Annotated in this window: 15 protein-coding genes and 1 pseudogene; 13 read left to right on the top strand and 3 right to left on the bottom strand. The window is 40.4% G+C overall.

All coding sequences use genetic code 11. The annotated features are described in order from the left end of the window. Positions 1-287 precede the first annotated feature (287 nt). From mltG to FCL54_RS03090, 6 genes are all read left to right on the top strand, one after another. Entirely contained in the window at positions 288-1,436 is a 1,149-nt protein-coding gene (gene mltG / locus FCL54_RS03065) for an endolytic transglycosylase MltG (protein ID WP_138123006.1), read from the top strand. Between the two features lie 99 nt (positions 1,437-1,535). Next, positions 1,536-2,174, top strand: a complete 639-nt coding sequence (locus FCL54_RS03070; RefSeq protein WP_138123008.1) for an O-methyltransferase — start codon at positions 1,536-1,538, stop codon at positions 2,172-2,174. 73 nt (positions 2,175-2,247) lie between these two features. Continuing rightward, complete coding sequence (udk, locus tag FCL54_RS03075; RefSeq protein WP_138123010.1) at positions 2,248-2,883, top strand: uridine kinase; 636 nt, start codon at positions 2,248-2,250, stop codon at positions 2,881-2,883. A gap of 113 nt (positions 2,884-2,996) precedes the next feature. Further along, the gene (gene greA, locus FCL54_RS03080; RefSeq protein WP_138123012.1) at positions 2,997-3,473 is read left to right on the top strand and encodes a transcription elongation factor GreA; all 477 of its coding nucleotides are present in this window, start codon (positions 2,997-2,999) and stop codon (positions 3,471-3,473) included. Positions 3,474-3,815: 342 nt separating this feature from the next. Continuing rightward, complete coding sequence (locus FCL54_RS03085; RefSeq protein WP_138123014.1) at positions 3,816-5,558, top strand: peptidoglycan D,D-transpeptidase FtsI family protein; 1,743 nt, start codon at positions 3,816-3,818, stop codon at positions 5,556-5,558. A gap of 218 nt (positions 5,559-5,776) precedes the next feature. Further along, positions 5,777-6,478, top strand: a complete 702-nt coding sequence (locus FCL54_RS03090) for a YrrS family protein (RefSeq protein ID WP_138123016.1) — start codon at positions 5,777-5,779, stop codon at positions 6,476-6,478. 79 nt (positions 6,479-6,557) lie between these two features. Here the strand turns inward: FCL54_RS03090 and FCL54_RS03100 are convergent. Continuing rightward, positions 6,558-6,786 (bottom strand): annotated as a pseudogene (locus FCL54_RS03100) (DUF2536 family protein). 182 nt (positions 6,787-6,968) lie between these two features. Here FCL54_RS03100 and FCL54_RS03105 point away from each other — a divergent pair. The 6 genes from FCL54_RS03105 (at position 6,969) to FCL54_RS03130 (ending at position 11,280) form a co-directional block, all read left to right on the top strand. Next, positions 6,969-7,607: a class I SAM-dependent DNA methyltransferase gene (locus FCL54_RS03105; RefSeq protein ID WP_138123022.1), complete on the top strand. Its 639-nt coding sequence runs from the start codon at positions 6,969-6,971 to the stop codon at positions 7,605-7,607. A gap of 14 nt (positions 7,608-7,621) precedes the next feature. Then, positions 7,622-8,326, top strand: a complete 705-nt coding sequence (gene mtnN, locus FCL54_RS03110; RefSeq protein ID WP_138123024.1) for a 5'-methylthioadenosine/S-adenosylhomocysteine nucleosidase — start codon at positions 7,622-7,624, stop codon at positions 8,324-8,326. Beyond that, positions 8,319-8,795, top strand: a complete 477-nt coding sequence (locus tag FCL54_RS03115) for an S-ribosylhomocysteine lyase (protein WP_138123026.1) — start codon at positions 8,319-8,321, stop codon at positions 8,793-8,795. Before mtnN ends, FCL54_RS03115 begins: the two co-directional genes overlap by 8 nt. A 12-nt stretch (positions 8,796-8,807) precedes the next feature. Then, positions 8,808-9,731: a PLP-dependent cysteine synthase family protein gene (locus FCL54_RS03120; protein WP_138123028.1), complete on the top strand. Its 924-nt coding sequence runs from the start codon at positions 8,808-8,810 to the stop codon at positions 9,729-9,731. Continuing rightward, positions 9,732-10,865 carry a bifunctional cystathionine gamma-lyase/homocysteine desulfhydrase gene (locus FCL54_RS03125; RefSeq protein ID WP_138123030.1) on the top strand — a complete coding sequence of 378 codons (1,134 nt, stop codon included), beginning with the start codon at positions 9,732-9,734 and terminating at the stop codon, positions 10,863-10,865. It begins immediately after the preceding gene. Positions 10,866-10,977: 112 nt separating this feature from the next. After that, the gene (locus tag FCL54_RS03130; RefSeq protein WP_138123032.1) at positions 10,978-11,280 is read left to right on the top strand and encodes a YrhC family protein; all 303 of its coding nucleotides are present in this window, start codon (positions 10,978-10,980) and stop codon (positions 11,278-11,280) included. A 171-nt stretch (positions 11,281-11,451) separates the two neighbouring features. Here the strand turns inward: FCL54_RS03130 and FCL54_RS03135 are convergent, their stop codons facing one another. Beyond that, positions 11,452-12,144 (bottom strand): OmpA/MotB family protein, encoded by a 693-nt coding sequence (locus FCL54_RS03135; protein WP_138123034.1) that lies wholly within the window; start codon positions 12,142-12,144, stop codon positions 11,452-11,454. A gap of 5 nt (positions 12,145-12,149) precedes the next feature. After that, complete coding sequence (locus tag FCL54_RS03140) at positions 12,150-13,685, bottom strand: hypothetical protein (RefSeq protein WP_138123036.1); 1,536 nt, start codon at positions 13,683-13,685, stop codon at positions 12,150-12,152. A 711-nt stretch (positions 13,686-14,396) separates the two neighbouring features. On the opposite strand from FCL54_RS03140, the gene FCL54_RS24545 reads away from it, so the two are divergent. Next, entirely contained in the window at positions 14,397-14,528 is a 132-nt protein-coding gene (locus FCL54_RS24545; protein WP_281281344.1) for a hypothetical protein, read from the top strand. Positions 14,529-14,564 lie beyond the last annotated feature (36 nt).

Raw genomic sequence — 14,564 nt, forward strand, 5'->3', positions numbered from 1 at the left:
TTCGCTCTCCCTAAAAAAAGATGGATAATCTTTTTTGATAGAGCGCCAGCGACCGGCTCATATGTGTACCCGGCTGCGTCATGCTCGCATGTAAGAAGCCGGGTATGCATATGAGCCGCCAGGAGAGCAAAATGCTCTGTTCAAACGAAAATCAGGAAAACCCTTCCAACAACTAGCCAACAAAGGGTATAATCAGAAATAGATGAATTTATGACAAACTTCGTCTCTAATGATGAAATTTTGTCGGATTATAGTATAATAGAACAGGTGAAAGGGGGAGGACGGGTTTGACAGAAAAGAAAGATGCCTACCTGAACAATCTTTATCAGCGGCAAGAGGAGAATAGAACCGTGCGAAGAATCGTTATCATCATTTTATCATTGCTATTAATCACTTTTGCAGCTGTAATAGTTGGAGGGTATTTCTATATAAAAAACACCTTAGAACCTGTTAATCCAGAGAACGATAAAAAGGTACAGGTCTCCATTCCGATCGGTTCTTCAACGACTTCGATTGGAAAAATCTTAGAAGAAGAAAACATTATAAAGGACGCGACTGCGTTTCGCTATTATGTTAAATATAAAAACGAGACTGATTTTCAGGCTGGGGACTATGAGTTTTCTCCATCCATGTCCCTCGACCAGATAATCGCGAAATTAAAAAATGGAAAAGTGATGAAAGAAGTTGTAGCTAAAATTACCGTTCCAGAGGGTATCTGGGTTCCGGATGTTGCAAAGCGGATTGCAAAAGCGACCGATAGTACTCAAGAAGAGGTAATGGCTAAATTGAATGACAAGGAATACGTTAAATCCTTGATAAATACGTATCCGTTCTTGACAGAAGAAATCATGAAAGAGGACATAAAGTACCCGCTCGAAGGTTATTTATTCCCGGCAACCTATGAATTCTCGGAAGAGCCTACGATCGAAAAAGCAGTTCAAACCATGCTGAAGAAAACGCAAAGTGTGCTTGGCAAGTATCAAGACCAAATTGACGGGAAGAACTATAACATTCATGAAATTATGACACTCGCTTCCTTGATTGAAGAAGAAGCAACTCAAAAAGCCGACAGAGAAAAAATATCAAGTGTTTTCTATAATCGGATTGAACAGGAGATGCCTCTTCAAACTGACCCGACGATTCTCTATGCATTAGGAAGGCACAGTGCTTCTATCAGTAAGAAGGATCTTGGAATTGATTCTCCTTACAGCACGTATAAAAACCGTGGATTACCTATCGGACCGATCGCCAATCCCGGGGAAGCTTCGATCAAGGCTGCCGTTAGTCCGGCAGATACAGATTACCTGTACTTCTATGCTCGTCCTACAGGCGAGGTATACTTCTCAAAAACAAATGCAGAACATAACAAAATCAGGGCAAAATACGATGGTGAATGGGAAGAATACCGAAAGAAGCAAAAAGAAAAAAACAATTAATAAGAGACTGGCAAAAATTATTGTTCGGGGGGAATCGGGTACATGCTCGCATTCCCCTTTTTGTTATGGTAAAATAATGCGGGTTAAGGAGGCAGTATGATGATATCGGATTCAATTGAACAATACCTCGAATCATTACGGAATAATAGGGAAGGATTAGTAAAAGAAATGGAAGAGTATGCAAATATCCATCATGTTCCGATAATGGAACAGACAAGCCTGGATGTAATGCTGCAAATCCTCTCCTTTAAACAGCCGAAAAAAATTCTGGAGATCGGAACAGCGATCGGGTACTCTGCCCTTAGAATGGCAAAAACGGTTCCGGATGTTCATATAGTCACAGTAGAAAAAGACGAAGCTCGATATAAGAAAGCGGTCGATTTTCTTGAACATGCAGAAGAAAGAAATCGAATAGAGGTATTGTTTGGCGATGCTCTAGAATTAGCCGAAGATATCAAAGCGAAGGCACCTTATCAGGCGGTATTCATCGATGCAGCAAAAGGCCAGTATCAAAAGTTTTTCGATGAGTACGCACCCCTTGTTGAAAAAGATGGTATCGTTATTTCGGATAATATCCTGTTTCGGGGAATGGTTGCTGAAGAAGGGGTAACAGAAAAACGATTCAAAACGATGGTAAAGAAACTTCGTTCATATAACCAGTATTTAATGGAACATCCTGATTTTCAATCGACAGTTTATCCGATTGGGGATGGAGTCATTATTAGCGAGAAGCAATGAGTTTGGAAAAACACAGGCTATGGTAAATAGAGAGTATAGCATATGTTCTTATTGAGATGGGAAGGGTAGATTTATGGTAGATAGACCTATAGTAATTGGAGTTGCCGGCGGTTCCGGTTCAGGAAAAACCACCGTAACTAAAGAAATTTATAAGCAGTTTAAAGATAAGTCAGTTTTAATTTTAGAGCAGGATGCTTATTATAAAGACCAGAGTGAAAAATCGATGGAAGAAAGGCTTCAAACAAACTATGACCATCCGCTGGCTTTTGACAATGACCTGATCATCAAGCATGTTAAACAGTTGATGCGGTACGAGCCTATTGAAAAACCAGTGTACGACTATACAGTTCATACAAGATCTGATAAAATTATTCCTATCGAACCAAAAGATGTCATTATTTTGGAAGGTATTTTAATACTTGAAGACGAACGACTTAGAGATCTGATGGCCATTAAAGTGTTCGTGGATACGGATGCAGATATTCGAATTTTGAGACGGCTTACTCGCGATATACGTGACAGGGGCCGGACTTTGGATTCAGTAGTCGATCAGTACACATCTGTTGTCAGGCCGATGCACCTTCAGTTTGTTGAACCGACGAAACGGTATGCCGATATCATTATCCCTGAAGGCGGTCAAAACCGGGTAGCAATTGATTTGATGGTTACAAAAATAAAAACCATTCTTCAAGAAAAATCAATGCTTTAACACCTTAGAATCTTCAAGTAGATGCTTTCTCATGAAATTGAGGTATAAATACCTCTTTTTTTCATACAGTTTAAGTTGATAAGATGCCCTAATACATGAAGGAGTTGAATGGTATGGTAGAAGATAAGAAGTATTATATGACCCAGGAAGGAAAGGAGAAGCTAGAGCAGGAGCTTGAATACTTAAAAATAGAAAAAAGAAAAGAAGTTGTAGAACGAATTAAAGTTGCTCGCAGCTTTGGCGACCTTTCTGAGAACTCAGAATATGACGCAGCAAAAGATGAGCAAGCATTTGTTGAATCCCGTATTCAATCTGTGGAAAAAATGATTCGTAATGCAGTTATTATAGAGGAAACAGATACAGCTTCAAATGAAGTTTCTATCGGTAAATCTGTTAAGTTTATCGAGCTTCCAGATGGGGACGAAGAAACTTATACAATTGTAGGTAGTGCGGAAGCCGATCCCTTTGAAGGTAAAATTTCAAACGATTCTCCTATGGCTAGAAGCTTAATGGGGAAAAAAATCGGCGATAAAGTAACAGTTCAAACACCCGGCGGTGACATGGAAGTAGAAATATTAGAAGTCAATTAAGGAAAACGGTCTGCATTCAGCAGACCGTTTTTTAAAAGGTTCTTTTCTAAAGATGTGAAAACATTTTCAAGTAGCCGACTGCCCTCGGATCCAATTTACGTTTTTCAAAGATATGGAACGTCAAAGCACAGCTCAGCGCGAGCCCGCGGAAAGCGTAATGTATTTCTGCAGCGGTCATCCATCCTTTACGTCGCAGTTCATCTCCAATGTGAAACATATTAAGCAACAAAGGATAGCTGGAAGAAGCCCACAGGCGGAAAACATGGATAAACTTTTTAAAACCTTAAGCGATCAGTTTTAAAACCTCTTTCAACGGGTGAAACTGTTTGAGAGGTGAAAGAGATGAGAAAGCGTAAACGGGTTTACCATGTTCTGGTTTTATTTGTTATTGGGATATTGATAATGATTGGTCGATTAATCCAACTTCAATTGCTTTCTACTGAATCCTTTTCTAAGCATGAGATAAATTTAATAGAAGCCAGTGTCAACCAGCGTACACAAACGTATACCATCAACGACGGCAGAGGAAATATCGTTGCCAGAAACGGAGAATTCCTGGATGGCAATACACAGCGGTCACTGGTACTGTTTCCCTTTTTAAAAGAAAGGGACTGGCCTATTAATGAATTAGCACAAATTATTGATATATCTTCAGGTGAGATAAAAAAAGAACTTCAAAAACATGAGAAACCATTTTCATTTACTAATGATCTCTCTGCTGAGCAGGTCGAGGCCGTTAATAATCTTAAAATTCCCGGTGTGTATGCAGTTCTGGAAAATGTAGAACAGGAGACAGCGTTCGCGCAGCATTTAATAGGTAGTACACGCTTGAATCCCGATGAAGTGAAACGGCGCTATCCTGAAAAGTATGAAAAGGGAGCTGTAACAAAAAATACGAAAGTAGGAATAACGGGATTGCAAAAAGCATTTGATCCGTTTCTAATTTCAGAAGGGGAAAGCAAGCTACTTTATCACGCAGACCGACAGGGTAATCCGCTATTTGGAATGGAAGTGAAATATTTTAGTCCATCTGATCCATTCTTCCCTGTAAAAGTAAAAACAACGATAGATAAAACGATTCAGCAAATGGCAGAAGACGCTGTTGATCGTACGGGTATGAAGCACGGCGGACTGGTATTGTTAGATGCGAAAACAAACGATTTGCTGGCGATGGTCAGCAGGCCAACTTTTGATGAAGATTCCCCTCTGGGAGTGGGCTCTGCCAATGAAATGGTTAAAGGCCACTTTCCCGGATCGGTTTTTAAGACGCTTGTTGCAGCAGGAGCATTAGAAAACAATCTTCTGGATGAAAATAGAAAATTCGATTGTAACCAGGGAGTTTACAGGCAGAAGGAAGGAAACAGGAAACTCGGGGAACTGAACGGAAAAGCAAGTTTTGCGCAGAGCTGTAATGCTGCCTTTACCGAGCTTGGGGAGGAATTAGTTAAGAAGAATCCAGATGCATTTGAAGAACTGGCTCAAATGCTGGGGATAGAAGGCCTGGTAGGATGGCATAGCCCCGTTTACCATTATTCGAACTTTGAACAGTTGCCAGATGAAGAGCAGGCAGTTATTTTTAAAAATGAACAGGATAAACAAGTGATTAAAGCGATTGACCAGACCTCGATAGGGCAATTAAATGTTAAATTATCTCCACTTTCCATTGCTAACATGATGGCAACGATTGCCCGCAGCGGAGAAAGAAAACAGGTGAGGGTTGTGTCAGACATTTTATATGAAAACAATGCTTCGTTTATATCTTTTCCTGAAAAAGATATCCGCGGGAAAAACTTATCTCCACTTACTTACGCAAAGCTTCAGGAATTTCTGCGAGAAGTAGTAAAATCGGGGACTGGGAGGTCTCTGGCAAGCCTTCCTTATCAGGTTGCAGGGAAATCAGGCACTGCCCAGCATAGCGGTGAATCAAATATTTATAACCAATGGTTTGCCGGCTATTTTCCGGCAGATAATCCACGATATGTAATGGTTGTCGTAGACCTGAAACAAGAAGAATCGGATCGCCGGGCATATCAAATCTATGAAGAGATGGTTAAGGGTTTATATTCTTTTAATGTGGGAACATAAATATTACTAGGTGGGGAGCTTTCCAATAAGCTCTCTGCCTTTTTATTGTATTAAGATTTTATATAAGAAACATGAAGTTGAATTTTTTCAATAAAGTAATGTTTAGTAAAATAGAAGAGGTATAAGTTAGGATTTTTAGGACTTCATTCGAGAGGATAACAATGATAAAATAAGGCATATTATCCTATTATTTTTTACTGAAATTGGGGGAGGACTGTATGAGTTCAAGATATAGGGCACGAAATCAAAAAAGAAAGCAAAACATTGTTTTAAACAGTTTGATCGGAATTGTTATTGTGTTTATTTTAATTCTGGGTGCGAGCTTACTCCTTAACAATAATGAGGAAGCAGCAACTACTGACGAACAGGCAGACAGTGGCCAGGTAAGTAAAGATTCGAGTGATGATTCCAGCAATGATACAAAGCAAGATGAAGAAGGAAACAGTATTGAAACGGATGAGCCGGATTCCCAGGAATCAGAGGAAACAACGGATGAGGGAGATTCAGCTGCTAATGACGATAAATCTGCTGAAACCGATGAAGACAAAGAAAAGGCTGATGAAGAAGATTCACAAGACTCAGACGGAGTGTATAAAGAAAATGAAAGTGGAGAAGCAAAGCTAGAAGGTCCGTGGGAACCGATCGGCACGAAGCAAACTGGGGAGCACGTGTCAAGCTATGAAAAAGGTTCAGTAGACTGGAATGAAAAGGTAAAAGCTGCCCAATATGCGACTGGACTAAGTGATGATATGACTGTAGTATGGATAGGCGGTAACGGCGGGCCACAACTTTCCTATGTAGATGTTAATCCAGCCGGAGTAAGCGATTGGATATACAGGGTAGAAATGGAATGGATTGATGGGCAGGGCTGGAAACCAGTTAGTGTGAATAAAATGGACCGTTCTCAATCAAAGGGATAGACAGTGAAACTAAGGAGACAATTGAAAACTAATTATCAAAAGTGCCCTGCGGAACGCAGGGCACTTTTCTTATGGAGAATTATTTCGCCTTAAAATGAACAACAGCCGTAAAGTAACGCCTTCCCGCTTTCTCATCAGTTTGAAACTGATGGGAAACCAGTTTGAAACTGATGGGAAACGTGATGGACCGTAAGCAATAAAGCTTTGTTAACTTCAATCTGGTCATTAATCTTTTTCTCAAGCTCTGGCAGAGAAGAAGCTTCAAAAAACTCTACTTTATCCTCGATTCTTTCTAAACTAAATTCCATCTTGATCTTCCTCCACATATAAAATTCATATCTAATTTTAAAGGCAAAGGCAATAGTTTTCCACAAAGAATAATGTTTTTGATTGAATATTAATTTTAGGTATGCTAAGTTATAACCATTAAACCATACTATTCATACCATAATACTATGAATTAAAATTCCGAAGACGGAGTGGATAAAAAGTGGGTAGAGAATTTATTGATCTATTTGAAAGATGGGCAGATTCATATGATCAAACGGTTACTGGGCACGATGAGGAATATAAAGCTGTATTCGAAGGATATCAAGAAATTTTAAAAAAGGTGGCAGAAGAAGCGACAGGGAATGTGCTCGAATTCGGTGTTGGTACCGGAAATCTGACAGAAAAGCTGCTTGAAAAGGGAAGAACTGTTGTCGGTGTTGAGCCTTCAGCGGCAATGCGTAAAAAATTCAATGAAAAATTCCCGCAAGTTCCAATTTATGATGGCGATTTTCTTGATTTTCCATCCATTGATTCCGTTAACTCCATTGTTAGCACTTATGCTTTTCACCATTTAACCGACGATGAAAAAGAGCGCGCTATTCAAAACTATGGTCAGATTCTGTCCCTAAATGATAGAATTGTATTTGCAGATACAGTTTTCGTGAACGAGGAAGCACGTAAGAAAATCTTAAAGGAAACGGAAGAAATTGGGTACTATAACTTACTGGAGGATTTAAAAACAGAATATTACACGACGGTTGATGTACTTAAGAGTATGTTAACGAAATATTCTTTTAAAGTCAGGTTTACTCAGATGAACGAATTTGTCTGGTTGATTCATGCTGTAAAACAAGAATGAAAAGGAGATGCTTTATGAGAATTGGGGTTATCGGAGCAATGGATGAAGAAGTAGAAATCTTATTAGACAAACTAGAGGGCCGGGAAGATAAAGCTATAGCAGGCTGTGAATTCTCTACAGGAACTTATGATGGGCAGGATGTTATCCTTTTAAAATCCGGCATTGGAAAAGTGAATGCAGCAATGTCGACAACACTGTTGAACCAAATTTATAAGCCCGATTATGTGATTAATACTGGTTCTGCCGGCGGATTTCACAAAGATTTACAGGTAGGCGATACAGTAATTTCAACAGAGGTACGTCACCATGATGTTGATGCGACAGTATTTGGTTATGAATACGGGCAGGTCCCGCAAATGCCTGCTTCTTTCACTCCTGACCCTTTCCTGGTTAAAGTGGCTGAGAAGTGTGCTGAAGAAATTTCTGAACATAAAGTTGTAAAAGGGTTAATCGCAACGGGAGATTCTTTTATGAGTGACCCGGAAAGGGTTGATTTTGTCAGATCAAAATTTGACAACCTGTATGCAGCTGAAATGGAAGCGGCTGCGATAGCGCAGGTATGCCAGCAATTTGAGATACCCTTTGTTATTATCCGCGCGTTATCTGACATTGCAGGAAAAGAATCGAATGTTTCTTTCGAGCAATTCCTTGAAACAGCAGCTGTAAATTCTGCTGACCTTGTTTTAAAAATCGTAAAGGAGCTGAAAAGTAATGGCTAAAAAAATGAATGTAGAAAGTTTTAATCTGGATCACACGAAGGTAGTTGCACCATATGTCCGCCTGGTGGGGGTGACGAAAGGACACCACGGGGACGAGATTTATAAATATGACATTCGCTTTAAGCAGCCGAATAAGGCCCACATGGAAATGGCCGGCCTTCATAGCATCGAACATTTAATGGCAGAAAACATCCGAAATCATCTGGATAATGTGGTGGATATCGGTCCGATGGGTTGCCAGACAGGTTTTTATCTGGCAGTGTTGAACCACTCTGACTTTGATGAAATATTAAATGTACTTGAAAAGACGCTTAATGACGTACTGGTAGCGGATGAAGTGCCTGCGTGCAATGAAGTCCAGTGTGGCTGGGCGGCGAACCATAGCCTGGAAGGTGCGAAAGAAATTGCAAGAGAAATGCTGGAGCATAAAGATGAATGGCACATTGTGTTTCCGGAAGATGCCAAATAAGAGGCGGCTATTATGGAAACATTCAAAAGTATAAAAGGGCTCATTGGGAATACACCAATAGTCGAAATCACTAATTTCGAGCTTCCTGAGCAGGTAAGGTTGTTTGCAAAACTGGAGTTTTATAATCCTGGTGGGAGCATAAAAGACCGGCTGGGGATCGAGCTTCTAGAAGATGCAATCCGAGCAGGAAAACTAAAAGAAGGCGGAACGATCATCGAGGCAACTGCCGGAAACACGGGGATCGGCCTTGCGTTAGCAGTTTTAAATAGAGGGTATTCTCTTATCGTTGTTGTTCCTGAAAAATTTAGCATCGAGAAGCAGGAGTTAATGAAAGCGCTTGGAGCTAAGATTGTCCATACGCCGACTGAAAAGGGAATGAAAGGCGCCATTGAAAAGGCAAAAGCGCTGGGAAAAGAAATAGCAAATTCCTATATTCCGCAGCAGTTTGGCAATCCGGCGAATCCCGAAACTTATTACAAAACGTTAGGACCGGAACTTTGGAGGCAAATGGACGGCAATGTTTCTACGTTTATAGCTGGTGCCGGTACAGGCGGAACATTTATGGGAACTGCCCGTTATTTGAAAGAGCAAAATAAGCAGGTTAGGACCGTAATTGTTGAACCCGAAGGCTCCATTCTAAACGGTGGAGAATCCGGCCCTCATAAGACAGAGGGAATCGGGATGGAGTTTCTTCCAGACTATATGGATCCGTCCTATTTTGATGCAATACACACAATAACGGATAGGGTTGCATTTTTGCGTGTGAAAGAGCTTGCAAAAAAGGAAGGCTTGCTAGTTGGAAGTTCTTCAGGAGCAGCTCTTGAGGCAGCTCTCCTGGAAGCAAAGCAGGCAACTCCGGGAACGAATATTGTTACTATTTTTCCGGATAGCAGTGAGCGGTACCTGAGCAAAAAGATATACCAGGGAGGCATTTGAATGAAACCAAAAACGAAACTGATACACGGGGGCATAAACGGCGATCCGCAAACTGGAGCTGTTTCTGTTCCGATTTATCAAGTTAGTACCTATAAGCAGGAAGAAGTAGGAAAACACAGCGGATACGAGTATTCGAGAACTGGAAATCCAACTCGACATGCTCTTGAAGAATTGATTACAGATCTTGAGAACGGTAAAGCTGGATTTGCTTTCGGTTCAGGGATGGCTGCTATTTCTTCTGTTATGATGCTGTTTAACTCCGGCGACCATGTTATCCTGACTGATGATGTATACGGCGGAACCTACCGGGTAATGACGAAAGTACTTAACAGACTTGGAATTGAATCTACTTTTGTAGACACGACTGATATTGCAAATATTGAAAAAGAAATCAAAGAAAATACAAAAGCGATCTATATCGAAACGCCAACAAATCCATTGTTAAAGATAACAGACATCAAAAGCGTCTCAAAGTTTGCCAGAGAGAAAAACTTGCTGCTTATTGTAGATAATACGTTTAATACGCCATACTGGCAAAATCCTATTGATTTTGGTGCAGATGTTGTTCTCCATAGTGCAACAAAGTATATCGGAGGGCATAGTGATGTTGTTGCAGGGCTTGTTGTTGTCAATTCTGAGAAGTTGGCTGAAGAGATGCACTTTATTCAAAATTCTGTTGGGGCGGTGCTTGGGCCGCAGGATTCATGGCTATTAATGAGAGGCTTAAAAACACTCGGGGTACGAATGGAAGAGCATGAGAAAAACACCGCAAAAATTGTGCAGTTTCTTCAAGGCCACCCGGCAGTAGAAAAGATTTTTTACCCTGGGATTCCTTCCCATCCGGGTAATGACATAGCAGTAGAGCAATCGCGTGGATTTGGCGGCATGCTTTCATTCGACGTTGGCAGCGGAGAAAAAGCAGATGAGCTTTTAAAAAAGGTAAAATACTTTACGCTGGCAGAGAGCCTTGGTGCAGTAGAAAGCTTAATATCCGTTCCTGCTAGAATGACGCATGCATCGATACCAAAAGACAGAAGAGAAGAGCTCGGGATCACAGAAGGCCTTATTCGGATATCCGTCGGCCTTGAAGATGCAGACGATTTGATCGAAGATTTAGAGAACGCCCTATCCTAAAGAAGTTAAGAAGCCCCGCAGCTGCTGGGCTTCTTTTACGTGAAACTTTTAGCAGTAGAGTGTGAAAATGTAGTATTTTAAGGCATTGATTAGTTACACTGGATACATTTACATGCCCGATTTTGAAAAGGTATATGATAGAATGATAGCCAGAGAGGGTGATTCTGTGAACAACAAGAAAAACAAAATCTTAAAAGATAAAATCACAGACTATACTCGTTTTGGCTTTATACTGCTTTCCCTGAGCGCGTTTTTATATATTGGGTCTTTACTGCCTGTAGAAGACGCATCCAATGCTAAATCGTTAATTTTGATCGGTACGAGTCTAGTAGCGGTAGGCTTCGCTGGTCTCTTTTATGTTAAAGCGGTATCGATAAAAAAGAAGCTCCATCAGGATGAAGCGAACAGGATGTAAAGAAACCGAATCCACTGGGACTCGGTTTTTTTGTTACCGTAAGGAAAATATAACTTTTTAGCAAAGAAGAATGCCCGGCGTTGTTGAAAAATATAGCACTATTGATAAGCACAACTGCGCCTCCGACTTTCCCCTAAACGCTTGGAGGCCAACCTTAAGTTTTCTTTATAGCTAATTAGCGGAAATAATATTTTTTAATCTGTCCTGCCACTTTTCATCATCCAGGATGATTTGAAAAGAAATACGGCGGTTTTTCTGATAGGCTTCTTGTGTTTGTTCTTCCGTCACAGGTTTGAATTCTGAGTACCCAGTTGCTGCAAAATACTGGGCATAGTTTTTTTGAGAAAGCGTTGGGTTTGTTTTCATTAAATATTTTACTACTGCAACGGCCCGTTCGGTTGATAATGTCCAGTTATCATAGGGAACCGCGTCTGTGTGTCCTTCCACCAGTATAATATACAAATAGTTGCTAATATCTTTCTGGTCGATAATATCCGTAAACACGCCGGCGAGATGGTCCAGTACTTTTTTTCCTTCATCACTGATCTCGGCACTTCCAGTGTCAAATAAAATATCGCCTTCAACCGAAATGGTATTGTTTGGCCCCCTTATAATCTTATCCTTCCCGACGTTTTCTTCCAGTTGTTTTTCAATTAATTCAGAAATATGCTTTTTAACATCTGCGACTTTAGCAAGTTCCTGTTTCATGACGGTTTGGTCATAAGCATCATAGATCATTTGTACGAATGCTAAAATTGCAATAAACAGAATGACTAAAACGATCATCGCCATCATATCCGTGAAGCTCGGCCAGTAATGCTCTTCGAAGTGTTCGTTTTCAAAACGCCTTTTTCGGAATCTCATGATGATCACCTATCCGTTAATTGGGATGGAATTGGCTTCTGGCCAGTAATGGAAACAGATGTCCGCGCTCTTTCTTCATACATGCGATGCATAAGATGATATACTTCTCCAAGATAATGCTGAATATCCTTGAACTCCCTGGACAGTCCCTGGTAAAGGGAATCCAGTGAATGGGATAGATTGCGAAATTCATGCTGCAAATGATTATCCTTTGGCTCTCTTTCCATTTTGTAAAACATAGGATCGAATGTTTCTCTTTTAAGCTTATCGATGGCTGTATACCAGGCTTTTTCAAGGCGGTTGACCGATTCGGAAAAGTCCTCGGATGCTCTGCCATAATGGTTTTGCTTTTCTTGATACCTGTAGAACCATTCATCCTGTTGTTGCTGGTTGCGGCGTTCATGCTCATCGAACGATTGTTGATAACGCTGCATTTGTTCCTCCAGGCCTCTCAGGAAGAGCTGGCTTAATTCTTCGGTTTTCTTCTGGGTTTCTTTTAAAAGTCCGTCTGAACGCTGGATAAACTGCTCGAACCGACGGTAACCATTCTCCGATTTATCAGATGATTGCTTGAGCTGCTGCTCAAGTTGTTTTATCTTATTGCCAAGTTCCATAAGGCTGGCATTGGTTTTTTGTTGGATATGATCCATAGTTTCAAATGTTTTTTTAAAATTTTCGCCGAATCCCAGTAATTCATTTGTGCTTGTTGAAAATTGGTCACTGAATATCCGTTGTGTTTCCAATATATTTTGGACTTCTTCCATTGCCTGTTTTAACTGATCCGTAAAGGACACCATATCTCTTCCAAAATCACCAATCGTTAACTGAAAGCTTTCCTGGATTTTTGAGACTAGTCGGTCAAGCAATTTTTCAAGGGAATCTCTCGGTTTTTGATTTTCCAGCTCAGCGTTCACTTTAAAATCGAGCAACGTTTCAAAATCAGTCATCATTTTTTCCTGGTAGTATGCGATTGTCCTTCCTCCGGTTAAAAAACCTGATTGCAGCATCGTTAGGAATAGTGCGTTGCCTATTCCGGCAATGCTTGTTACAAAAGCTACACTCATTCCTTTAAAAGGGGCAGATATAGCAGTGATTACCGCCGGCAGTGATAGAGCGGCCGATTGGTCTCCGAGCAGCAGTAACGTTTCCTGCATAGAAGTAATTGCTAGTGTGAGACCGATAAAAGTCCCAAGGATCCCCATTACGATCGATGCGGGTGGAAGCTGTTGTATTAAACGCAAAACGCTTCCTACAGGAATACGGAAGAAGCCAAACAGGGGAACACGTTCCCGGAAAAAATACTTTTCAACAAGAGCCTGCGTGTTGATAGGGGAAATTCCAGCCAGGTGATAGTTTCGATAATCTTCCAACACTTGCTGGATCCACGGATACCTAAAGCTCTTTTCTTCCAAAGCACCACTCACTCTTTCGAGCTCATTTAGCCAGCTTTTCATTTGAAGTGTTACTTGAAGGTGTCCGATAAAGCCAAATAATGCAATGGCACCTATAATACACAAAACAACAAAGGTCGTATAACTCACTCTCCCCACCTCCTGCTTATTTCTATACTTATGTCCAAACCTTGCTTTCTTTCGCTTTAATTTTCTTGCCTAAAAGAGCAGGAGTTTTTCTTTTAGTAAAAGGACAATAAACGGTGAGAAGCTCAATGAAACAGGGACTGTATTATTGAAATGAGGCCGAAGTTCCTGTGGCGACCATACATGATTATTTAGAAGACAGCGTGTAATAGGAATTTAATGGGATCAAAGAACCTTTTTATATCTTCCTGCATAAATTATCAAGCTGAAACATATTATTGAGAGTGTGCAGAAAAAAGCGATTTAAAAAACTTTTTCGTTAATTTAGTAAAAAAGGTTTACAAACATTGTGAGAATGGATATACTTACCTGTGAAAAGAAAAATTAACTTTTAAAGGAGGTCGAACACGATGCAAAAATGCAAACTAACAGCTCAACCAATTCAATACCAACTAAAATTTGTTCGACCTGAACGAGCAGTATAGCATTTTTTTGTCTGCAATTTATTTCTGATAAAAAATGCCGCAGGTCGAATGATAGCCTGCGGCTTTATTATGCCTTTTTTTGGCATGCCGCGGGTTATCAAACCTGCGGCATTTTTTTATAGAAAAATACAGGGAAGGGGGCGATTGCGATGATTCAGTGCAAAAAGAAAAAATGGATTACAAAGGAAAAGGGTTTGACCTGAACGTTTAAAAGGAAGGAGGGATTAGCATGCTGCCATTTCACATTTTCATCATTACAAAGGTAACGGACTGGATGACAAAAACGAGCAACCATCATCGTCAAGTAAAGCAAATCGTTGAAGAACACCAGCTTAAACAATACCAGCATCCATTCCTTTAATGGAAACCATGCTAAAAACTCAAAAGAAAGAAGGAT

Origin of the sequence: Exobacillus caeni, assembly GCF_005747095.1 — a bacterium.
GTDB lineage: Bacteria > Bacillota > Bacilli > Bacillales > Guptibacillaceae > Exobacillus > Exobacillus caeni.

Bases quoted from the DNA above. Each gene is read 5' to 3' on its own strand.
- FCL54_RS03070 (WP_138123008.1), top strand. From the start codon at position 1,536: ATGATATCGGATTCAATTGAACAATACCTCGAATCATTACGGAATAAT.
- udk (WP_138123010.1), top strand. From the start codon at position 2,248: ATGGTAGATAGACCTATAGTAATTGGAGTTGCCGGCGGTTCCGGTTCA.
- greA (WP_138123012.1), top strand. From the start codon at position 2,997: ATGGTAGAAGATAAGAAGTATTATATGACCCAGGAAGGAAAGGAGAAG.
- FCL54_RS03085 (WP_138123014.1), top strand. From the start codon at position 3,816: ATGAGAAAGCGTAAACGGGTTTACCATGTTCTGGTTTTATTTGTTATT.
- FCL54_RS03090 (WP_138123016.1), top strand. From the start codon at position 5,777: ATGAGTTCAAGATATAGGGCACGAAATCAAAAAAGAAAGCAAAACATT.
- mtnN (WP_138123024.1), top strand. From the start codon at position 7,622: ATGAGAATTGGGGTTATCGGAGCAATGGATGAAGAAGTAGAAATCTTA.
- FCL54_RS03115 (WP_138123026.1), top strand. From the start codon at position 8,319: ATGGCTAAAAAAATGAATGTAGAAAGTTTTAATCTGGATCACACGAAG.
- FCL54_RS03120 (WP_138123028.1), top strand. From the start codon at position 8,808: ATGGAAACATTCAAAAGTATAAAAGGGCTCATTGGGAATACACCAATA.
- FCL54_RS03125 (WP_138123030.1), top strand. From the start codon at position 9,732: ATGAAACCAAAAACGAAACTGATACACGGGGGCATAAACGGCGATCCG.
- FCL54_RS03130 (WP_138123032.1), top strand. From the start codon at position 10,978: ATGCCCGATTTTGAAAAGGTATATGATAGAATGATAGCCAGAGAGGGT.
- FCL54_RS03135 (WP_138123034.1), bottom strand. From the start codon at position 12,144: ATGAGATTCCGAAAAAGGCGTTTTGAAAACGAACACTTCGAAGAGCAT.
- FCL54_RS24545 (WP_281281344.1), top strand. From the start codon at position 14,397: ATGCTGCCATTTCACATTTTCATCATTACAAAGGTAACGGACTGGATG.